This window comes from Pseudomonas turukhanskensis (assembly GCF_027922365.1).
GTDB lineage: Bacteria > Pseudomonadota > Gammaproteobacteria > Pseudomonadales > Pseudomonadaceae > Aquipseudomonas > Aquipseudomonas turukhanskensis.
In genome coordinates, this window is sequence record NZ_BSFN01000007.1 from 234,490 (window position 1) to 255,436 (window position 20,947).

The 20,947-nt window shown below is 63.9% G+C and carries 22 protein-coding genes and 1 riboswitch; of the genes, 13 read left to right on the forward strand and 9 right to left on the reverse strand.

Annotated elements, in window-relative coordinates:
* The first annotated feature begins 100 nt into the window (after positions 1 to 100).
* The 3 genes from PKE98_RS14505 to PKE98_RS14515 are packed head-to-tail and all read left to right on the forward strand — an operon-like array spanning position 101 to position 1,672.
* Positions 101 to 625, forward strand: a complete 525-nt coding sequence (locus PKE98_RS14505; protein ID WP_271196009.1) for a C40 family peptidase — start codon at positions 101 to 103, stop codon at positions 623 to 625.
* A gap of 56 nt (positions 626 to 681) precedes the next feature.
* On the forward strand, positions 682 to 1,344 hold the full coding sequence (locus PKE98_RS14510; RefSeq protein ID WP_271196010.1) for a class I SAM-dependent methyltransferase: 663 nt from the start codon (positions 682 to 684) through the stop codon (positions 1,342 to 1,344).
* 7 nt (positions 1,345 to 1,351) lie between these two features.
* Complete coding sequence (locus PKE98_RS14515; RefSeq protein WP_271196011.1) at positions 1,352 to 1,672, forward strand: hypothetical protein; 321 nt, start codon at positions 1,352 to 1,354, stop codon at positions 1,670 to 1,672.
* Positions 1,673 to 1,728: 56 nt separating this feature from the next.
* Here PKE98_RS14515 and PKE98_RS14520 read toward each other — a convergent pair whose 3' ends face one another.
* The 9 genes from PKE98_RS14520 to PKE98_RS14560 form a co-directional block, all read right to left on the reverse strand.
* On the reverse strand, positions 1,729 to 2,379 hold the full coding sequence (locus tag PKE98_RS14520; protein ID WP_271196012.1) for a response regulator: 651 nt from the start codon (positions 2,377 to 2,379) through the stop codon (positions 1,729 to 1,731).
* A 235-nt stretch (positions 2,380 to 2,614) separates the two neighbouring features.
* Positions 2,615 to 3,697 carry a protein-glutamate methylesterase/protein-glutamine glutaminase gene (locus tag PKE98_RS14525; protein ID WP_271196013.1) on the reverse strand — a complete coding sequence of 361 codons (1,083 nt, stop codon included), beginning with the start codon at positions 3,695 to 3,697 and terminating at the stop codon, positions 2,615 to 2,617.
* An 18-nt stretch (positions 3,698 to 3,715) separates the two neighbouring features.
* On the reverse strand, positions 3,716 to 4,525 hold the full coding sequence (locus PKE98_RS14530; protein WP_271196014.1) for a CheR family methyltransferase: 810 nt from the start codon (positions 4,523 to 4,525) through the stop codon (positions 3,716 to 3,718).
* Positions 4,525 to 5,031 carry a chemotaxis protein CheW gene (locus PKE98_RS14535; RefSeq protein ID WP_271196015.1) on the reverse strand — a complete coding sequence of 169 codons (507 nt, stop codon included), beginning with the start codon at positions 5,029 to 5,031 and terminating at the stop codon, positions 4,525 to 4,527. Before PKE98_RS14535 ends, PKE98_RS14530 begins: the two co-directional genes overlap by 1 nt.
* A 15-nt stretch (positions 5,032 to 5,046) precedes the next feature.
* On the reverse strand, positions 5,047 to 6,696 hold the full coding sequence (locus PKE98_RS14540) for a methyl-accepting chemotaxis protein (protein ID WP_271196016.1): 1,650 nt from the start codon (positions 6,694 to 6,696) through the stop codon (positions 5,047 to 5,049).
* Between the two features lie 10 nt (positions 6,697 to 6,706).
* The gene (locus tag PKE98_RS14545) at positions 6,707 to 8,890 is read right to left on the reverse strand and encodes a chemotaxis protein CheA (RefSeq protein ID WP_271196017.1); all 2,184 of its coding nucleotides are present in this window, start codon (positions 8,888 to 8,890) and stop codon (positions 6,707 to 6,709) included.
* Positions 8,891 to 8,900: 10 nt separating this feature from the next.
* Complete coding sequence (locus PKE98_RS14550) at positions 8,901 to 9,215, reverse strand: STAS domain-containing protein (RefSeq protein WP_271196018.1); 315 nt, start codon at positions 9,213 to 9,215, stop codon at positions 8,901 to 8,903.
* 1 nt (position 9,216) lies between these two features.
* Positions 9,217 to 9,582, reverse strand: a complete 366-nt coding sequence (locus PKE98_RS14555) for a response regulator (RefSeq protein WP_271196019.1) — start codon at positions 9,580 to 9,582, stop codon at positions 9,217 to 9,219.
* 33 nt (positions 9,583 to 9,615) lie between these two features.
* Positions 9,616 to 10,635, reverse strand: coding sequence for a methyl-accepting chemotaxis protein (locus PKE98_RS14560; protein WP_373877864.1), 1,020 nt, complete (start codon positions 10,633 to 10,635; stop codon positions 9,616 to 9,618).
* Between the two features lie 216 nt (positions 10,636 to 10,851).
* A riboswitch (cobalamin riboswitch) is annotated at positions 10,852 to 11,077 on the forward strand.
* A gap of 97 nt (positions 11,078 to 11,174) precedes the next feature.
* On the opposite strand from PKE98_RS14560, the gene cobO reads away from it, so the two are divergent.
* From cobO to PKE98_RS14610, 10 genes are all read left to right on the forward strand, one after another.
* Positions 11,175 to 11,786: a cob(I)yrinic acid a,c-diamide adenosyltransferase gene (gene cobO, locus PKE98_RS14565; RefSeq protein ID WP_271196021.1), complete on the forward strand. Its 612-nt coding sequence runs from the start codon at positions 11,175 to 11,177 to the stop codon at positions 11,784 to 11,786.
* Positions 11,783 to 13,141, forward strand: coding sequence for a cobyrinic acid a,c-diamide synthase CobB (locus PKE98_RS14570; protein ID WP_271196022.1), 1,359 nt, complete (start codon positions 11,783 to 11,785; stop codon positions 13,139 to 13,141). The genes cobO and PKE98_RS14570 overlap by 4 nt, the downstream gene beginning before the upstream one ends.
* Positions 13,138 to 13,788: a 5,6-dimethylbenzimidazole synthase gene (bluB, locus tag PKE98_RS14575; RefSeq protein WP_271196023.1), complete on the forward strand. Its 651-nt coding sequence runs from the start codon at positions 13,138 to 13,140 to the stop codon at positions 13,786 to 13,788. The genes PKE98_RS14570 and bluB overlap by 4 nt, the downstream gene beginning before the upstream one ends.
* Complete coding sequence (gene cbiB, locus PKE98_RS14580; RefSeq protein ID WP_271196024.1) at positions 13,785 to 14,717, forward strand: adenosylcobinamide-phosphate synthase CbiB; 933 nt, start codon at positions 13,785 to 13,787, stop codon at positions 14,715 to 14,717. The genes bluB and cbiB overlap by 4 nt, the downstream gene beginning before the upstream one ends.
* Positions 14,710 to 15,726, forward strand: a complete 1,017-nt coding sequence (gene cobD, locus PKE98_RS14585; RefSeq protein WP_271196025.1) for a threonine-phosphate decarboxylase CobD — start codon at positions 14,710 to 14,712, stop codon at positions 15,724 to 15,726. The genes cbiB and cobD overlap by 8 nt, the downstream gene beginning before the upstream one ends.
* Positions 15,723 to 17,222, forward strand: a complete 1,500-nt coding sequence (locus PKE98_RS14590; protein WP_271196026.1) for a cobyric acid synthase — start codon at positions 15,723 to 15,725, stop codon at positions 17,220 to 17,222. Before cobD ends, PKE98_RS14590 begins: the two co-directional genes overlap by 4 nt.
* A gap of 151 nt (positions 17,223 to 17,373) precedes the next feature.
* Entirely contained in the window at positions 17,374 to 17,895 is a 522-nt protein-coding gene (gene cobU, locus PKE98_RS14595; RefSeq protein WP_271196027.1) for a bifunctional adenosylcobinamide kinase/adenosylcobinamide-phosphate guanylyltransferase, read from the forward strand.
* Positions 17,892 to 18,947, forward strand: coding sequence for a nicotinate-nucleotide--dimethylbenzimidazole phosphoribosyltransferase (gene cobT / locus PKE98_RS14600; RefSeq protein WP_271196028.1), 1,056 nt, complete (start codon positions 17,892 to 17,894; stop codon positions 18,945 to 18,947). The genes cobU and cobT overlap by 4 nt, the downstream gene beginning before the upstream one ends.
* Positions 18,944 to 19,519, forward strand: a complete 576-nt coding sequence (gene cobC / locus PKE98_RS14605; RefSeq protein WP_271196029.1) for an alpha-ribazole phosphatase family protein — start codon at positions 18,944 to 18,946, stop codon at positions 19,517 to 19,519. Before cobT ends, cobC begins: the two co-directional genes overlap by 4 nt.
* Positions 19,516 to 20,250, forward strand: a complete 735-nt coding sequence (locus PKE98_RS14610; protein WP_271196030.1) for an adenosylcobinamide-GDP ribazoletransferase — start codon at positions 19,516 to 19,518, stop codon at positions 20,248 to 20,250. The genes cobC and PKE98_RS14610 overlap by 4 nt, the downstream gene beginning before the upstream one ends.
* The last annotated feature ends 697 nt before the right edge of the window (positions 20,251 to 20,947 follow it).

The window sequence follows — 20,947 nt, forward strand, 5'->3', positions numbered from 1 at the left end:
TAAAGCCGCTCCTACGGGCTGGCGTTTTTGCCAGCCAGCCCTTGCGCAGCGCGCCTCTGGCGGGCAGAGTACGCCGAACTACCTCTGAGCCGCCTCGCTTATGCCCGCTCCGGCCCGTGTCATCCTCGTCTTGCTCGCTGCGCTGCTTTCGGCATGCGCCAGTTCCCCACCCCCGACAAAACCCATCGTCTACGCACCGCCCAGTGCTGAGCAGCCGGCTGCGGCGGATGATGTGTTGTTTCGCGCCCTTGGTCTGGTGGGTACGCCGTACCGCTACGGTGGCAATACGCCGGACAGCGGCTTCGATTGCAGCGGCCTGATCGGCTACGTGTACCGCGACGCCGCCGGCATTGCCCTGCCGCGCTCCACCCGCGAACTCATCAGCCTGCGCGCCCCGAGCGTAAAACGTGAAGCGCTGCAGGCTGGCGATCTGGTGTTTTTTGCCACGGCAGGCGGCGGCAAGGTTAGCCATGCGGGCATCTACGTGGGCGAAGGACGGTTTGTGCACGCGCCATCCAGTGGCGGAACGGTTCGCCTGGACAGCCTGTCCACCGCCTACTGGTTGAAAAGTTATATCGACGCCAAGCGCGTTCTGAGTCCCGACCGGCTGGCACGCACGCCGTGACCCGCCGGCGCCAATAGCTGCGCGCCGCACCCTTTTTTCTGCCCAGGATGGACTGCATGACCGGTCGTACGCTCGCACTCGATGATGCGCTGTACAGCTACCTGCTCGATGTGTCACTGCGTGAAACCCCGCTGCTCAAGCGCTTGCGCGAGGAAACCCAGGCGTTGCCCATGGCGCGTTGGCAAGTGGCGCCCGAGCAGGGGCAATTTCTTGCCCTGCTGGTAAAGCTCACTGGCGCCAAGCGCTTGCTGGAAATTGGCACCTTCACCGGCTACAGCGCCTTGTGCATGGCCAGCGCCTTGCCGGAGGACGGCCATTTGCTGTGTTGCGACCTGCCCGGCGACTACAACCACATTGCCCGCCGCTACTGGTTTCAAGCCGAGGTGCAGGAACGCATCGAACTGCGCCTGGCGCCGGCGCTGGAAACCCTCGGGCAACTGGAGCGGGAAGGGTGCGGCGAACGTTTCGACCTGATCTTTATCGACGCCGATAAGGCCAATTACCCCGTCTATCTCGAACATGCGCTGGCCCTGGTGCGCCAAGGCGGGGTGATCTTGTTCGATAACACGTTGTGGAGCGGTCGCGTACTTGAACAGTCTCCCGACACTGCCGATACACGTGCTATCCAGGCTCTGAACCGCCGCTTGAAGACCGACCAGCGTATCGACCTGTCGCTGCTGCCCATTGGCGATGGACTCACGCTGTGCCGTAAACGCTAGTCCGCCGATGCCTGAGCCGATACGCCTGCCACCCCAACCCGACCGGTGCGAGCTGTGCCGCCGCCCGGTGCCGCTCACCCGTCACCACCTGATACCCAAAGCGCTGCACAACAAACCCTACGTACAAAAACAGTTCGCAAAGAGCGAACGTATAACTGCCACGCTATGGGTATGCCGAGCGTGCCATAACCAGATTCATAAGTTGTTCAGCGAAAAAGAACTGGCCCTGACCTACAACAGCCGCGAGGTATTGCTCAGCGACGAGCGCTTGCAGACGTTTGTGCAGTGGTTGGCCATCAAGCCGCCGGGTTTCATGCCGCGGCATTGATGGGGTGGCAACATGCTTCGACGCTTCAGCCCCGATAGATTTCGAACCCACCGCAATCAATCATCCGGATCGACAATCCCTTCGCGCACCGCATACAGCACCAACCCCGCCACATCATGAATATGCAGGCGCTTCATGATCTGCGCCCGATGCGCTTCCACCGTTTTCACGCTCAGGCCCAAACCTTCGGCGATCAGCCGGGTGGTCACGCCACGGCTGATCAGACGCAGAATTTCAATCTGCCGCTCGGTCAGGCTCTGCGCCGCTGGCACATGGGGCTGTGAGCGGGCCAGCGCCTGTTCGATCACCGGCTCGGCAATCGCCGAGCTCAAATAGCGTTGGCCACGGCCCACTGCGTTCAGGGCCTGGTGCAGCTCGTCCACGGCGGCGTCTTTCAGGAGGTAGCCACGCGCGCCTTTCTCCAAGGCGGATAACACCACCTCCGCTTCGGCATGCATCGACAGCATCAGCACCCGCGCGTCAGGCACGGCGATGGCCAATTCCTGCAAGGCTTCCAGTCCGCTGACGCCGTGCATGGATACGTCCAGCAGAATGATGTCCGGCTGCAGCTGCCGGGCCATCTGCACGGTCTGCCGGCCATCCTCGGCTTCGCCCACCACTTCATAACCCGGCAGCGTGTTGACCATCGCGCGCACGCCGACGCGGATCAGCGCGTGATCATCGGCGAGCAGCAGCCGGCAGCTCATGGCAAGGCGCGGCGGCGGGTAGGGCAGGTCGGCAGATGGCAGACGAAATGCGGCATGGCCAGACTCCTGTCGTGGTTGTCGCCTGCGGCGACAACGCCAAAGGCAAGGCTCGACGCGGCCCTGCTTATGTAGCAGTGAGTCGCAGGGAGGCGGGAAGGTTCGCTTGAATGTGGGTGCCGTTTATCCGGGAACACTCGGCGAGCTCAGCGGCGGATACGCCTTTGGCGTATTCGCCCTACGGGGCGCGCCCGTACTGGATGATGACTTTCGGCAGGTTGCCGAGGGCCTCGGTGCTCTGCGCCGCCTCCAGCCGAAGCGCCTCCTTGGGCATGCCAAACACCACGCAACTGGCCTCATCCTGCGCAATGGTCCTGGCGCCGGCTTCGCGCATGGTCAGCAAGCCCCGAGCACCGTCATCGCCCATGCCCGTCATGATGACGCCCAGGGCGTTATGACCGGCATGTTTGGCCACCGAGCGAAACAGCACGTCCACGGAGGGTTTGTGCCGGTTTACCGGCGGCCCATCGATTACCTCCACGAAATACTGCGCGCCACTGCGCTTGAGCTGCATATGTTTGCCGCCCGGCGCTACCAGGGCCAGTCCTGGCCGCACGCGGTCCATGTGCTTGGCTTCGCGCACGTCAATGGCGCAGATGCTGTCCAGGCGCTGGGCGAAGGCGGCGGTGAATTTCTCCGGCATATGCTGAACGATCACGATACCGGGGCAGCCCGCCGGCAGTTGCCTTAGCACCACCTCCAGGGCCTGGGTGCCGCCGGTCGAGGTGCCGAGCGCTACCACGCGATCGGTGGTGGTCAGCGTCGGTTTTTCCGCTGTGTCTGGGGCGGCGACTTTGGGCGCCGTGGAAGAGGGCACAACAGGCGCCGCCGTGCGCGGCATGGCATGGGGCTGGCTGCGGGCGGCAATTTCGATCTGCCGAATCAGTTCGCCCGAGATCTGCTGCAAGCTGTCCTTGAGCCCCAGTTTGGCCTTGGTAAACACGCCCACGGCTCCGGCCGCCAGGGCTTCGAGGGTAATGGCCGCGCCGGCTTCAGTAAGGGTGGAGCAGATGATTGATGGCGTCGGCCGCTCGGCCATGATCTTGCGCAAAAAGGTGATGCCGTCCATGCGCGGCATTTCCACGTCCAGCACCAGCACATCGGGCCATTGCTTGCGCATTTTCTCCAGGGCAAACAGCGGGTCGGCGGCCTGGCCGATCACGTCGATGGTGGGGTGGCTGTGCAGGCACGCGGTCAGCACCTGTCGCACCAGCGCCGAGTCATCGACGATAAATACCTTGATCCGCGCGTTATGGGGCATCGGTTGAGTCCATGTTTCTTATTGGCGTTCAAATACGGAGGGGCGCAGGGTGAGCAGCGGCAGGTCGAAGCCGTGCAGGCTTTCGGCGTGCCCGATAAACAGCAAGCCGCCGGGGTTCAGGCGTTCCACCAGGCGCTGGGTGATGGCGCGTTTTTCGTCCTGGGCGAAATAGATCAGCACATTGCGCAGAAAAATCACGTCGAACGGGCCGACTCCCGTAGGCAGCGGCCGCATTAGATTCACCTCGGCAAAGGTCACCCGGTGGCGCAGTTCTTGGCTCATGCGAAACAACCCTTCGCTGTCTTGCACCCCGCGCTGGCAATGGCGCTTGAGCCAGCCCGGAGGAAAGTTATCGGCCTGTTCCATCGGGTAGGCACCGCGCCGCGCGGTTTCCAGCACACGGCGGCTGAGGTCGCTAGCGAAGATCGACCAGTCAGCGCTGCGCGCATGCTCGGCGGTCACCATCGCCATGGTGAACGCCTCCTGCCCGGAGGAGCTCGCCGCACTCCACATATGCACCGGCCGGCGCTGTTGCCCCAGCCATTCACCCAGCACCTGAAAATGCTGGGGCTCGCGGAAAAAGTAGGTTTCGTTGGTGGTCAGCAAATCGATCACCAGCCGCCGTTCTTCCTGCTCGCGCGGGTCGTTGAGAATCTGCATATAGGCGCTGTAACTATCGAGGTCCAGCGCCCGCAGCCGGCACATCAGTCGCCCGGCCATCAGCGTGCGCTTTTGCTCGGCCATGCGAATGCCCGAAGCCTGCAGCATCATCTGCTGCAGGCCACGAAAATCGGCATCGCTGAGTTTTGGCAGGTGGGAAGTGGGCATCAACTGGCCTGGCGGGCAAGGCTCAGCTGGCGGATATCGTCCAGCGACAGCACCCGGCGCACATCCAGCACAATGGTAAAACCGCGCTCATCGCGGGCCATGCCGGCAATAAAATCAGTATTGATGCCGGCGCCAAAGGGCGGTGCCGGCTCCACGCTGGCCAGGTCGATATCCAGCACGGCATCCACCGCATCTACCACCAGGCCGATACGCTGTTCCTGCTCATCCAGCGTCAGCTCGATAATGACGATGCAGGTGCGCTTGTTGGCCACCGAGAGCGGCATGCCGAAGCGCGCCGCCAGGTCCAGCACCGGTACCACGTTGCCGCGCAGGTTGATCACTCCATGGATAAAGCTCGGCATCATCGGCACGGTGGTCACGTGGCCGTATTCGATAATCTCGCGCACCAGTTCGATAGGCAGCGCATAGCGCGCCTCGCGAACCCGGAACGACAGGTGCTGCACGCTGCCGGGTACGGCGGCAGCGCTGGCTTGTAGGTGAGGCATGCTGGCGTCCCGCGCTTAGTTGAAGTTGACGAACTGGCCTTCATCCACCAGGTGCTGCCCCGGTTTACGCGGCTCCTGGCGACGCAGCTCGCGCACGTTGCCCGCCGTGCCACGTGGCGGTGCCGGTTTATGGCTGGTTGGTGCGCTGTAGCCGTCGAGGCGGAAGTAGCCGATCAGCTCCTGCAACTGGCTGGCCTGGGCGTTCATTTCTTCGGCGGTGGCGGCCAGCTCTTCAGACGCCGAGGCGTTCTGCTGGGTGATCTGGTTCATCTGCCCCATGGCGATATTGATTTGCCCGGCGCCGCTGGACTGCTCTTGCGAGGCAGCGGTGATTTCCTGCACCAGGTCGGAGGTTTTCTGGATATTGGGCACAATCTCATCAAGCAATTTGCCGGCCTGTTCCGCCAGGCTCACGCTGTTGCTGGCCACGCCGCCGATTTCCTGCGCCGCCACCTGGCTGCGTTCGGCCAGCTTGCGCACTTCGGCCGCCACCACCGCAAAGCCTTTGCCATGATCGCCGGCACGCGCCGCTTCAATGGCCGCGTTCAACGCGAGCAGATTGGTCTGGTAGGCGATGTCATCGATGATGCCGATTTTGGCGGCAATCTGTTTCATCGCCTGCACCATTTCGCGCACGGCCTGGCCGCCTTGCACGGCGTCGTTGGCGGCTTTGCCGGCGATGCCGTCGGTGATCTGCGCGCTCTCGGTGTTCTGTGCAATCGAAGCCGACATCTGCTCCACCGAGGCGGTGGTTTCTTCGACGCTGGCGGCCTGTTCGGTTGCCGCCTGGCTCAACGACATCGAGGTGGCGCTAACTTCTTCGGAGGCCGAGGACAACGAGTCGGCAGCGCTGCGCACATCGCCCATTACCGCGCGCAGGCGTTCGGTCATATGTTGCATCGAGGCCAGCAGCTTGCCGGTTTCGTCGTGGCTGTCGGCGCTGATGTTCACGCTCAAGTCACCTTCGGCCAGGCTATTGGCCACACCCACGGCTTTATTCAGCGGACGGGTGATGCTGCGGGTGACCAGAATGCCGACGGCAAAGCCCAGGCCGGCAGCGATCAGCACCAGAATGATCATTTGCGTGCGCGAGGTTTCGTAGATGCTGGTGATGGTGTCGTTGGCTTCCTGGGCGCGGGTTTTCTTCGCCTCGACCAGGGTGGCAATGGTTTCGTCAGCGGCAGCACTTTGTGCCCGCAGCGCCGGCAGCAGCGAGATAACGTCGCTGGTGTCGAGGAATTTGCCCGAGGCTTTGTTCACCTCGAGGATATTCAGCGCCCCCTGCTCGTAGGCATTGAGCTCCTTATCCAGGGTTTGCAGCTGCGCCACGGACTCGGGGCGGGTAAAGCTGCCGCGCGCCTTGTCGATGTACTCGTGCATGGTCTTGAGGGCATCACGCACTTGCTGGCTGGTACGGTCCCGCTCCTCGGCGTTGGTGGCCAGCAGGCTGCTGCGCAGGTGGCGGCCGGCATACACGAGGTTGAGGTTGGCGGTTTGCATGGCGCTCAGGGCGCCCATCTCGCGTTCGTACATCTGGTCCGAAAGTTCGTTGACCTTGCCCAGGTTGACGATGCCCAGGGCACCCACCACAGCGGTGAGAATCACCACCAGGGTAAAGCCGGCAATCAGGCGAATGCCGATCTTCAAGTTACGGATAGCGTTCATGGTGGGTCTCCTAGGAGCCGGTGAGGTCCGGTCGCGGTTGGTTGGTGCGCGAGTCGGCCTCGACGCTGTGGTGCAGGGTGTGAAACAGGTTGGCGATATCCAGAATCAGGGCAATCTGCCCCGAGCCCAGAATGGTGGAGCCGCTGATGCCTTGCAGGTGCTGAAACAGCAGGCCCAGCGGCTTGATGACGGTTTGCAGTTCGCCGTGCAGGTGGTCGACGATCAGCCCGGCCTGCTGGCGGCCGAAGTTCACCACCACGATATTGCGCCGCACGGTGTGGCTGGGCGGCAGCCCGAAGTGCGCCGCCAGATCGATGCACGGCAACGGCTTGCCGCGCAGCTCGATATAGCCGTAGGTGCAACGGGTCAACTGGCTGGCATCCAATTCAATGCACTCGGTCACCAGGTCCAGCGGCACCACAAGGTGTTCGTCGCCAAGGCTTACCAGAAAGCCGTCGATAATCGCCAGCGTCAGCGGCAAGCGGATGCGGAAGGTGGTGCCCTGGCCCTGCACCGAGTCGATATCGATGCTGCCGCGCAGGGCGTCGATGGCGCTGCGCACCACGTCCATACCCACGCCACGGCCGGAGAGGTCGGACACTGCCTCGGCAGTGGAGAACCCGGCTGCAAAAATCAGCCGCTGAATATCGTGCTCCGAGAGGTTGGCCTGGGCATCGATCAACCCGCGGGCAATGGCTTTGTCGCGGATGCGTGCGGTGTTCAGGCCATGGCCGTCGTCGCTGACCTCAATCACGATCATGCCCGACTCGTGGTAGGCATTCAGGCGCAGCAAGCCTTGCGCTGGCTTGCCGGCGGCGGCGCGTTGTTCAGCATTTTCGATGCCGTGGTCGATGGCATTGCGCACCAGGTGGGTGAGCGGGTCGGCCAATTGATCAATCACCGATTTATCCAGCTCGGTATCGGCGCCACGAATATCCAGGCGGATGTCCTTGCCCAATTGCTGGCTGACATCGCGCACCACCCGATGGAAACGGTTAAAGGTGTCGCCGATCTCGATCATGCGCATCTTCAGCGCCACTTCACGGATCTGCTCCACGTGCTGATTGACCGTTTGCGTGCTTTCCACGCACAGCGCATTGCCATGTTTTTGCGCGTGCAACTGCGCACCGGCGGCGCTGATCACCAGCTCGCCCACCAGGTTGATCAACTCATCGAGCTTATGGGCGGCTACCCGAATCGGGGCGTCGTTAACGCGTTTTTCCCGCGAGGCTTTCTGCTTGGCCAGCGCGGCGTCCACCGCTTTGGGGGGCACTACGCCCTGGCTCACGAGCACCTCGCCCAGCGCCGGTTTGGCCTCGCTGCTGGCTTGCACCGTAAGGCCGGCTTGCAACTCGTTTTCCGTCAACAGGCCCGCGCTCACCAGAATCTGGCCGATGCGTGCATCGCTTTCCGGCAATTGCTGAATCAGTTGCAGGTAGTCGTCCAGCGCGCTGTCTGGCGGCAGGATATGCAAGGTGCAAAAGTCGCGGATAAATTCGAAGACATCCTCGATCTCGGTTTTGCTGGCATCGCTCAGCAAATCGATTTCCAGGCCCAGGTAGCAGCTTTCCGGGTCCAGTTCGGCCAGTGCCGGCAGGGTGTCGTCGATAAGCGCCAAATGGCTGATGTCACCGAGGCGGCCGAGGTAACGCACGAATGCGGCCGGGTCGAAACCGTTGCGCAGCAGGTCGGCGGAAAAACGCAGCGAAATATGCCAGGCGCCGCCCGTGCCGCTAATGGCCGCAGCGGGTTCGGCACCCGGTTCGACCGCCAGCGGTTTCACGCCTGGCACGCCCTGGGCCTGTTCGGCCAGGGTGGCCAACAACTGCGCCTGGTGCTGTTCATCCACCGGCAACTCGCCGGTTTGCGGGTCGATAAGGGCCACCATCGACGCCACTTCATCCAGGCAACGCAGCAATACCGAAATCAGCGCCGGGCTCAAGGTGCCGGCGCCATCGCGCACGGCCATCAACAGGTTTTCCAGGTGATGGGTAAAGCTAACCAAGGGCGTCAACGAGAACAACCCGGCCGACCCCTTGATGGTGTGCATGGCGCGGAACAGGCCGCTCAGGGCTTCCTCGTCGGTGGGCGACTGGTCCAGTTGCAGCAGGTACTCCTCGGCCTGCTGGGTCAGTTCGCTCGCTTCTTCGATAAACCCCAGCAGCAGTTGGGTCCACTGTTCGCCGTTGAGCATGGCGGGGCCCTCAGGCCTGGGCTGCCGGGGGCGGCAGCAGGTGGGTAAGGCGCAGCAATTCCAGCAGCTCGCGCACAGCGGCCGCCGGGTTGAAGGTTTCCAGCACAATCCCTAAGTGCAACAGCGACTTGTGCAGGGCCAGCAGCAACTGCACGCCAGCGGTGTCCAGCTCTTCCACGGCGCTGAGGTCCAGGCGCCAGGCATTCACCTGGCTTTCGCTGTGCAGCACGGCGGCCAGTTCGTGATGGGCCTGGCTGACCTCGTAAATGGTCAGGCTGCCGGCCATGGCCAGGTTGCCCGGGGTAGGGTGGCTCAGTTGAAACATCTCAACTCACCAGCTTGTCGACGGCCGAGAGCAACTGCGCCGGCTGAAACGGCTTGACGATCCAGGCCCGCGCACCGGCGGCCTGGCCTTCGGCCTTTTTGCTCTGCTCGCTTTCGGTAGTGAGCATCACGATGGGCGTGAACTTGTATTCCGGGCGCGCCTTCAGCGCCTTCACCAGGCCAATGCCATCGAGGTTGGGCATGTTTACGTCGCTGATGATCAGGTTGACCTTCTGCCCGGTCAGCTTGGCCAGCGCGTCGCGGCCGTCGACGGCCTCGATCACCTGGTGGCCGGCGCCGGTCAGGGTCATCTTCACCAGCTGGCGCATGGACGAAGAGTCATCAACGATAAGAATGGTTTTGGCCATGGGGCAGGGGCTCCGTAACGCAGGCTGAAAGCGTTAGAAAAAGGTGATGTCGTCTTGGGCAGCGCGGCGCGTGGTGCTGCGTCGGCCACTGCGTTCTTCGTCGGTGGTGAACTGCCGGCGCAGCTCCGTCAGCCAACGCTGCGGGTCGCTGATGACCGGGTCTTGGGCGTGCAGGGCGCTTTGCAAACGCTGCATGTCGCTCTGCAGGTGGTCGAGCATCTGGTCGGAGCGGTCCTGAAACTGCAGGCTCACGATGATTTCCTGGATATCGCCCTGGGTAACGCGTGTGTCCTGCTGCAACGCCAGCGAACTGGAGGTCAGCTCATCCAGGTTGGCCGACAGCCCCTGCATGATTTGCCCGGCTACCTGGTCGAGGTAACGCAGGTTGTTTTCTTCGCTGGCCGACAACTGATCGGCTGCGCCGACCGTGGACTGGATCGCCTTATTGATCTCGCCGACCTTTTCCACCATGCGCTGGCCGGTTTCGGCCGACAGGCTGGACAGCTTGCGCACCTCATCGGCCACCACCGAAAAGCCCCGGCCGTAGTCGCCGGCACGGGCCGCTTCGATGGCCGCGTTCAGGGCCAGCAGGTTGGTCTGGCTGGCGATGTCCTGCACATGCTTGGACATGCTCTGCAATTCGCTGGCGTAGCTGTTGAGGTGGCCAACAGTGGCGAGCAACTGCTGGCGGTTTTCGCTGGCGGCGTGAAAGGCGCTGGTCACTTCGTCCAGGCGCGCATTGGCGGTGCGCAGGCTGTCGCCGATGCCGTTGTTGCCCAGCACGCTTTCGGAACGGTTAAGGGTTTGTTGCAGGCGGTCGGTGAGGCTGGCAAAGCGCTCGAACAGCGCGCCGACGTTGCTGCCCAGCAACTGGCGCACCTGGCCGAGGTTATCGTTCCAGGTGGGCAAGACGGCATTGAGCAGGGGCTGGTTGTCCAGCACGACGGGGGTTTCGACCACCGTCACAGATTGAGCCACCGGTGCTTTGGCAGGGTGCAGAAACAGACCCGCAACGGCGCTAATGGCCGCGCCAGCTCCCGCGAGCCAGGGCATGGACAAACCCAGGCCAGCCAGACTGACGACGATTCCAAGGTACAGGGTGCAGTAAGCCAACACAGGCAATTTCCCGGGCAGTTTCAAGTCCGGCAAATTTTAGAGAGGGGGGCAGGGCGGGAAAATCGGGGCACCCCCTAGGGGCAGACTAAGGGTATTCCCCTATAAAGTTTTTCGGCCCTCTGCCGATTTGACGCTCAACCCCCAACCCACTACCCTGCCAGCCTTGCTTCAGGTGCCCTATTTGAAAGGGTGAAACAGGGAAATTGGTGACGGCGCTACGCAGTTCTGCGAGCACCCATTCCAACGCTGCCCCCGCAACGGTAATTGAGCTGAAAACCCGCAAAGCCACTGTGATACGTCATGGGAAGGCGCGGTTTTCTGTTGGCCGCATCCGGCCACGCTCATAAGCCCGGAGACCGGCCTGTCGCAGTTCCATGGCATTGCGGAGGGCTTTGCTTGGCGTCGAGTGGCTTGCTGCCGCCCGTGCGTCTTTAATCTTCCGCTAGCCTCACAGTTACACCTGAGCTGAGGTAGCAATGAGCGAATCCGCAGAGCGCGACGCCCGCCACAAAGCGCGCATGGCCCGCAAAAAAGCCCTGATCGATGAAAAGATCGCCCAAGCCCAGGACGAATACGGCCTGCTGCTGGTGCACACCGGCAATGGCAAAGGCAAAAGCAGCTCGGCATTCGGCATGGTGGCCCGCGCGCTCGGCCATGGCATGAAGGTTGGCGTGGTGCAGTTCATCAAAGGCGCCGCCAGCACCGGCGAAGAGAAGTTCTTCCGCCGCTTCCCCGAAGAAGTCAGCTACCACGTGATGGGCGAGGGTTACACCTGGGACACCCAGGACCGCCAGCGCGATATCGACAAAGCCGTGGCCGCCTGGGCCATGGCCAAGCAACTGCTCAACGACCCGAGCATTGGCCTGGTGGTGCTCGACGAGCTCAACATTGCCCTCAAACACAACTACCTCGACCTCGACAGCGTGCTCGCCGATATCGGCGGCCGTCCGGAGCTGCAACATGTGGTTGCCACGGGCCGGGGTGCGCCGCCGGCGTTGATTGAGGCGGCCGACACCGTCACCGAAATGGGCATGGTCAAGCACGCCTTCAAATCCGGTGTGAAGGCCCAGGCCGGGGTGGAGTTTTGACTGACAGCACGTCCCACGCCTGCCCGGCACTGCTGATTGCCGCGCCGGCTTCCGGCCAGGGCAAAACCACCGTCACCGCCGCCCTGGCGCGCCTGCATACGCGCCAAGGCAAGAAGGTGCGCGTATTCAAATGCGGCCCGGACTTTCTCGACCCGATGATTCTCGCCCGCGCCAGCGGTGCGCCGGTGTATCAGCTGGACTTGTGGATGGTCGGCGACACGGAAAGCCGCCGCCTGCTCTGGGAAGCCGCAGGCGATGCCGATTTGATTCTGATTGAGGGCGTGATGGGGCTGTTCGACGGCACACCGTCAGCCGCCGACCTGGCCCGGCGTTTTGGCGTGCCGGTACTGGCGCTGATCGACGGCTCCGGCATGGCCCAGACTTTCGGCGCCATGGCCCACGGCATGGCGACCTATCAGGCCGACCTGCCGTTTTCCGGCGTGCTCGCCAACCGCACCGGCAGTGCTCGCCACGGCGAAATCCTGCGCGATTGCCTGCCCGCCGGCATCAAATGGTACGGCGCATTGCCGCGTAGCACCGCCATTGAGTTGCCCAGTCGTCACTTGGGATTAGTGCAAGCTGAAGAGCTGCAAGACCTCGACGCACGCCTGGACGCCGCCGCCGATGCCCTGGCGGCCAGTGCCGATACCACCTTGCCGGCGCCGGTCAGCTTCGCCGCGCCCGAGCAAGAGCGGCATATTCCGCCGTTGCTCGCCGGCATTCGCATTGGTGTCGCCCGCGATACCTCGTTCGCCTTCCTTTACCAGGCCAACCTCGACCTGCTGCGCGAACTGGGCGCCGAGCTGATCGAGTTTTCGCCGCTGCGTGACCGCCAACTACCGGAAGTCGACAGCCTTTACCTGCCCGGCGGCTACCCCGAGTTGCACCTGGAACCCTTGCAGGCCAACCAGGCCATGGGCGCGGCAATCCACGCCCACCACACAGCCGGCAAACCGATTCACGCCGAATGCGGCGGCATGCTGTACCTGCTCGATGCGCTGACCGACAAGGACGGTGCCCGTGGCGAACTGCTCGGCCTGCTGCCCGGCAGCGCGCAGATGCATAAAAAGCTCAAGGCCCTGGCGCTGCAGGAAATCGAGCTGCCCGAAGGCCGTCTGCGTGGCCACACCTACCATTACTCCGAACTGGCCTGCACGTTGACGCCGCTGGCCCGTGGCGTATGCCCGACCTACAAGCGCACGGCCGAAGCGGTGTACCGCATCGGACGGCTGACGGCTTCGTATATCCACCTGTATATGCCGTCCAACCCGCACGCGGCGGCAGCGTTGTTCCTGCCAGGCGTGGCCCCCGCATCGACCGCCAGCCTGGAAACGGCAGCGGCCCAGCCGGCATGAACGAACACGCCTACAGCGACGCCGAGCGCGCCGCCGTCTACCGCGCCATTGCCGAGCGCCGCGATATGCGCCACTTCAGCGCCGGCACGGTAGCGCCCGAGGTATTGGCGCGTTTACTCGAAGCGGCGCACCACGCGCCGAGCGTCGGTTTGATGCAGCCCTGGCGGTTTATCCGCATTACCCGCCCCGACCTGCGCGAGGCCATCCACGGCCTGGTGGAAGCCGAGCGGGTGCTGACCGCCGAAGCTCTGGGCCAGCGCGCCGACGAATTTATGCGCTTGAAAGTGGAGGGCGTGCGCGAGTGCGCCGAGCTGCTGGTGATCGCCCTTGGCGATCAACGCGAGGCGCATGTTTTCGGCCGCCGCACCTTGCCGGAAATGGATCTGGCTTCAGTGAGTTGCGCCATCCAGAACCTGTGGTTGGCCGCACGCGCTGAAGGGCTGGGGGTTGGCTGGGTGTCGCTGTTCGAGCCGCAGGCGCTGGCCGACTTGCTGCACCTGCCGGCAGGCGCCAAACCCGTGGCGGTGTTGTGCCTGGGTCCGGTGCCTGAGTTTTACCCGACGCCGATGTTGCAACAGGAAGGCTGGGCCACACCGCGCCCACTGCACGAACTGCTGTTTACCGATGCCTGGGAGGCGCAGCCATGAGCATCGCCTTGCTGAGCGTGGCGGGCGTGGCCATGGACGCACTCTTTGGCGAGCCCAGGCGCTGGCACCCGCTGGTGGGGTTTGGCCGCCTGGCCAACGCGCTGGAGCGGCGATTCAACCGGCCTTACAGTGCCGCAGAAGATGACACTGGCCGCGGTTGGCGCAGCCATGGCGTCACGGCCTGGGTGTTGGCGGTGCTCCCGCTCACCCTGGCGGCCTGGTTCCTCAGCCTGTTGCCCTATGTCGGTTGGCTGGTGGAAATCGCCGCGTTGTACCTGGCGCTCGGCATGCAAAGCCTGACCGAACATGCGCAACCCATCATTCAAGCCCTGCGCGACGGCGACCTGGCCAAGGCCCGCGAGCGCGTGGGCTATATCGTCAGCCGCGACACCTCGGCGCTGGACGAGGAGGGCGTGGCCCTGGCCGCCACCGAGTCCGTGCTGGAAAACGGCAGCGATGCCGTATTCGCTGCGCTGTTCTGGTTTGTACTGCTCGGTGCGCCAGGCGTGGTGCTCTACCGCCTGAGCAACACCCTGGATGCCATGTGGGGCTACCGCAACCCACGTTTTGAACGCTTTGGCTGGGCGGCGGCCCGTATTGACGATGTGCTGAACCTGATTCCCGCCCGCCTGGTGGCGCTGACCTACGCCGTGCTCGGCGACACGCGTCTGGCCCTGCGTTGCTGGTGGCGCCAGGGCTTTACCTGGTACAGCCCGAATGCCGGGCCGGTAATGGCCGCAGGCGCCGGCGCCTTGGGTGTGGCCTTGGGCCGCCCAGCCATGTACCACGGCGCCCTGCGTGACCGCCCGCCATTGGGCGAAGGTGCGCCGGCCGATGCCGACAGCATCGAGCGCTCGGTGCGCCTGGTGCGTCGCGGGGTGCTGTTGTGGCTGCTGATTTTGCTGCTGGGAGGGCGCCTGTTTGCCTAAGCCAATCGAAGGCGGCCTGGAGCATGGTGGGCGCTTGCAGGAGGCCGCGCGCGAGTACGGCATTGCCGTCAGCAAATGGCTGGACCTGTCCACCGGCATCGCCCCCTGGCCGTTTGCCGTGCCAGCCATTCCGGTAAGCGCCTGGGCGCGGTTGCCGGAAAGCGGCGATGGGCTGCACGCGGCGGCTTGTGCTTATTACGGCGTAACTCAATTGCTGGCGGTGGCCGGCTCGCAAGCGGCCATTCAGATGCTGCCGCGTTTGCGCGCCCACAGCCGGGTCGGGGTGCTGTCGCCGTGCTATGGCGAGCATGCCCACGCCTGGCGGCAGGCCGGCCACGACGTAATGGAAATCGCCGATGCCGAGGTCCAGGCACACCTGGCGAATCTGGATGTGCTGGTGGTGGTCAACCCCAACAATCCCACCGGCCGCCTGTGCAGCCGCGAGCAGTTGTTGGCCTGGCATTCTCAACTGGTTGCACGGGGCGGCTGGCTGCTGGTGGATGAAGCCTTTATCGACATCACCCCGGAACACAGCCTGGCCGCTGCAACCCCGCGGGACGGGCTGATTGTGCTGCGCTCCTTCGGCAAGTTTTTCGGCTTGGCTGGGGCGCGTCTGGGGTGCGTATTGGCGGTGGACTCCCTGCTGCAAGCGCTGGCTGAACGCCTGGGTCCCTGGACCATCAATGGCCCCACCCGCACGGTGGCCGCGCACTGTTTTGCCGATCTCACCGCGCAACAGCAGCAACGCGAGCGCGCGCTTGCGGCCAGCCAACGCCTGGCTGCGTTAATGGCTGCCCATGGCCTGCAGCCTACGGGTGGCTGCGGCCTGTTCCAATGGTGGCAAGGCGAGCACGCCGCCGCGCTGCACGATTTTTTCGCCCGCCAAGGCATTCTGCTGCGCCTGTTTCCCGCGCACAGCAGTGTGCGGGTTGGGCTGCCGGCCAATGAGGCCCAGTGGCAGCGCTTAGCCTGGGTATTGCAAGCCTGGGCCATGGAGTTTGTGCAATGAGCAGTCTGTTGGTGCAAGGCGCTACAACCTTGCTGGCGCAGGGCGCTACAACGTTAATGGTGCAGGGCACCACCTCCGATGCCGGCAAAAGCACCCTGGTGGCCGCGCTGTGCCGCTGGCTGCACCGCCAGGGCGTTTCGGTGGCGCCGTTCAAGCCACAAAATATGGCGCTCAACAGCGCCGTCACCGTCGACGGCGGCGAGATCGGCCGCGCCCAGGCGGTGCAGGCCCAAGCCTGCGGACTGGCTGCCCATACCGATATGAACCCCGTGCTGCTCAAACCCAATAGCGATACGGGCGCCCAGGTCATCATCCATGGCCGCGCCGTCACCAGCATGGAAGCGGCGCAGTACCACAACTATAAAAAGGTCGCCATGCAGGCCGTGTTGGCCTCGCACCAACGCCTGAGTGAGGCCTATCAGGTGGTGATGGTGGAGGGCGCCGGTTCGCCCGCCGAGATCAACCTGCGGGCCGGCGACATTGCCAATATGGGCTTTGCCGAAGCGGTGGATTGCCCGGTGATTCTGATAGCCGATATCGACCGCGGCGGCGTGTTCGCGCACCTGGTGGGCACGCTGGAGCTGCTTTCCGAAAGCGAACAGGCGCGGGTCCAAGGCTTTGTCATCAACCGCTTTCGCGGTGCCCTGAGCCTGCTGCAACCGGGCCTCGATTGGCTGGAACAACGCACCGGCAAACCGGTGCTCGGCGTGTTGCCCTACCTCACCGATTTGCACCTGGAAGCTGAAGACGCTATCGACACCCGCCAGATCACCAAGGCCGAGCAGGTGCTCAAGGTGGTGGTGCCGGTGCTGCCGCGCATCAGCAACCACACCGACTTCGATCCGCTGCGGCTGCACCCGCAGGTGGACCTGCACTTCGTTGCCCCCGGCCAGGCCATTCCAGCGGCCGACCTGATCATTCTGCCTGGCTCGAAAAGCACCCGGGGCGACCTCGCCGCGCTGCGTAAACACGGCTGGGAAACCGCCGTGCAAAAACACCTGCGCTACGGCGGCAAGGTGCTCGGCATTTGCGGGGGCCTGCAAATGCTCGGCAACCGACTGCACGACCCGCTGGGGCTCGAAGGTGCGGCCGGTTCCAGCTCCGGTTTGGGGTTGCTGGAATTCGAGACGGTGCTGGCCGAACACAAGCAACTGCGTAACGTGCAAGGCCGCTTGCGACTGGAAGATGCGCCCATTAGCGGTTATGAAATTCATGCCGGCGTGAGCAGCGGCCCGGCCCTGGAACGGCCGGCCGTGCAATTGGACGATGGCCGTTGCGACGGCGTGCAAAGCGCTGACGGGCAGATACTCGGCACCTACCTGCATGGCCTGTTCGAAAGCCCCGAGGCCTGTAGCGCGTTGCTGCGCTGGGCCGGGTTGCAGGACGTGCAGCAGGTGGACTACCACGCCCTTCGCGAACGCGATCTGGAACGGTTGGCGGATTTGGTAGAGCAGCATTTGGATACGGCGAAATTGCGCGGGCTGTGTGGGTTATGAGGGCCCCCGTATTCCGGCAAAATTCTGCATCCCAGCCTTCGCTGCGGTCCGACGATTCGGCATGCCGGCGATTTTATAGCGTTCACCGTCGTCCCAGCGCAGGCTGGGACCCAGAATATGTCGACGTGCGCAGACCTGAGTGAAACCCACCATGCATGACCTGATCCTCGGCGGCGCCCGTTCCGGCAAAAGCCGCCTCGCTGAACGCCTGGCCACCGAAAGCGGTTGGCCGGTGACCTATATCGCCACCTCCGAGGCCCGCGATGGCGAGATGAGCGCGCGCATTGTGCAGCACCGCGAACGCCGCCCGGCGCACTGGGGCCTGGTGGAAGAACCCGTGCGCCTGGCCGAGGTGCTGCAGGCCCACGCCGGCCCCGAACATTGCCTATTGGTGGACTGCCTGACCCTGTGGCTGACCAACTTGCTGATGCTCGACAACCCCGAACGCCTGGCCGCCGAGCGCGACGCACTCCTGGCCAGCCTGGAACACCTGCCCGGCCGCTTGCTGCTGGTGAGCAATGAAACCGGCCTGGGCGTGGTGCCGCTGGGTGAGCTGACGCGGCGTTATGTCGATGAAGCCGGCTGGCTGCACCAGGCCCTGGCCGAACGCTGCCAGCGGGTGATTTTCACCGTGGCGGGCTTACCCATGATTCTCAAAGGAGCGCCGTTATGAGTTTGTCTTGGTGGGCTGCACCGTGCCAGCCACTGGATGCCGTGGCCAGAAGCAAAGCGGCCGCGCGCCAACAGGTGCTGACCAAACCCGCCGGCTCGCTGGCCGTGCTGGAAGAGATGGCCATCGAACTGGCCGCCATGCAAGGCCGCGAGCGCCCGCTGCTGGACAAACTGTGGATCGCCATCTTTGCCGGCGACCACGGCGTGGTCGCCGAGGGCGTGTCGGCGTATCCGCAGGAAGTCACCGGGCAGATGCTGCGCAATTTCGTCGGCGGCGGAGCAGCCATCAGCGTATTGGCCCGCCACCTGGATGCCGCGCTGGAAGTCATCGACCTGGGCACTGCCACGCCGCTGGAGCCGCTGCCCAATGTGCGCCACTTGAACCTGGGCGCCGGCACCTTCAACTTCGCCCAGGGACCGGCGATGACCCAGACCCAGCTGTATATCGCCCTGGAAGCCGGGCGCGACAGCGTTCGGCGGGCCAAGGCCGGCGGCGCGCAGCTGTATATCGGCGGCGAAATGGGCATTGGCAATACCACCTCGGCCAGTGCCCTGGCGGCGGCCCTGCTGGAATGCCCGGTGACGTTGATAGTGGGCCCCGGTACCGGCCTGAACGCTGCCGGCGTGGCGCACAAAACCGCCGTGATTGAAGCCGCGTTGAAACTGCATAGGGCCCACGCGCAAAACCCACTGGCCGTGTTGCAACACCTCGGCGGTTTTGAAATTGCCGCGTTGGTGGGCGCCTATGTGGCCTGCGCGCAGGAAGGCATAACCGTGCTGGTGGATGGCTTTATCTGCACCGTCGCGGCGTTGCTCGCCGTGCGCCTGAATGCCGATTGCCGCCCATGGCTGCTGTTCGGCCACCAAGGCGCCGAGCCCGGCCACCACGCCGTGTTGGAAGCCCTGCAAGCCAAACCGCTGCTGCAACTGGGCCTGCGCCTGGGCGAGGGCAGTGGGGCGGCGCTGGCGGTACCCCTGCTGCAAATGGCCTGCCGGCTGCACAGCGAGATGGCCACCTTTGCCGAGGCCGCCGTGGCAGACCGCGACCAATGAGTGTGCAACTCAGCCTGCTACGTCACGGCGCCACCGAACTGGCCGGCGGTTTTCGCGGCAGCATCGACGACGCGCTGACCGAACAGGGCTGGGCACAGATGCAGGCGGCGGTAGAAGGTGCAGGCCCCTGGGATTTGATCATCAGCTCACCGCTCAAACGCTGCGCCGCGTTTGCCCACGAGCTGGCCGCCGAGCGGCGCACGCCGTTGGTGTTCGAACCCGACGTGCGCGAACTGCACTTCGGCGCCTGGGAAGGGCAGACCGCCCTGGCCCTGATGGCCGATCAGGAAGCCGAGCTCGGTCAATTCTGGAACGACCCCTACGCGTTTACCCCGCCCGACGGCGAACCCGTGCAAGCCTTTGCCCAACGGGTACTCGGCGCCATTGAGCGGCTGGTGGCCGACCACAACGGCAAGCGCGTGCTGCTTATCAGCCATGGCGGGGTCATGCGCTTCTTGCTCGCCCAGGCCCGTGGCTTGCCCCGCGAACAGCTGCTGCAAGTGGACGTCGCCCACGCCAGCCTGCACCACCTGACCGTGCAGGCGCCTTGCGTGTTGCAGGAGGCCGAATGATCCCACTGCTGATCGCCGTGCAATTTCTCACCAGCCTGCCCGTGCGCCTGCCCGGTATGCCCAGCCCACAAGAGCTGGGGCGGTCGCTGCTGTGGTACCCGCTGGTGGGTTTACTGATCGGCGTGTTGCTGTACGGCCTGGATGCACTGTTGAGCGGCACGCCATTACTGCTGCATGCCGCGCTGCTACTGGCGGCTTGGGTGGCGCTGAGTGGGGCATTGCACCTGGACGGCTTGGCCGATAGCGCCGATGCCTGGCTGGGCGGTTTTGGCGACCGCGAGCGCACCCTGACCATCATGAAAGACCCACGCAGCGGGCCGATTGCTGTGGTGACGCTGGTAATCGTTTTGCTGCTGAAGTTTGCAGCGCTGGTAGCGCTGATCGAACAACAGCACGCCAGCGTACTGCTGTTGGCGCCGTGGTTGGCGCGGGGGCTGTTGCCGCTGCTTTTTATGACCACCCCCTATGTACGCGCTGGCGGGCTGGGCCAGGCACTGGCCGAACACCTGCCGCGCGAGTACTTGCCATTGGTGCTCGGGCTGCATGCGGTGGCGATGCTGCTGTTCGGCTGGGCAGCAGTGGTGCTGATGGTGGTTGGGTTAGTGGTATTTGCCTGGCTACGGCAGCGCATGATCGCCCGCTTGGGTGGCACCACCGGAGACACGGCGGGGGCGATGGTTGAGTTGGTGGAGTGTGGCGTGGTGGTTGTGTTGAGCAGCGGGACTTTCTGAACACACGCGGCAAATCAAAAGCCCCTCACTCCTGGCTAAGCGGACCAATACCTTTTCCAGGAATCGAGGCTGAAGCCTCTCCTACAACAACCCGTACGCTGTAGGAGAGGCTTCAGCCTCGATCTTTTGATCTTGATCTGGCTTGTGAGCTAGCGGGCCCTGGAGCGATGGCGGAGGGACTCAAGCAAACGTTGAAGGGGCGGGTTAGATGGTATGCACGGTGCTGTTGGCTGTTGGGCGTACGGAGTTCTGTTTTACCGTGTTTTGCTGAGCGTTTTGTTTCGCGTCTTACGCGCGAGTTTCTTTTTCCAGTCGTCGGAATGCCGCACCATAAAAAAGAAACCAAAAAATCTCGCCCCCACCTTGGGTTTTCACTGCGTGAAAACTTCCCTCGCTACTTCGCCGCTCCAGGGGCCGGCAAAACGCGGCCATCCATGGCCCGTCTTTGCCTTTCGCGGCTCCTGCCGCTCAACCCCTTCCACGGCGACTCCACTCAGCCTGCGCTCAAGGGGCGGGCAGATCAAGATCAAAAGCAGATCAAAGGCCCCTCACCCCAACCCTCTCCCGCAATCGGGAGAGGGGGCTGCTTTTCGTAGGAGCTAGCTTGCTGGCGAACCCTGGAAAAGGTGATTCGCGACCTGCGTTTGCAGGGTTCGCCAGCAAGCTGGCTCCTACAAAATCAAATGCGATCGTCGCC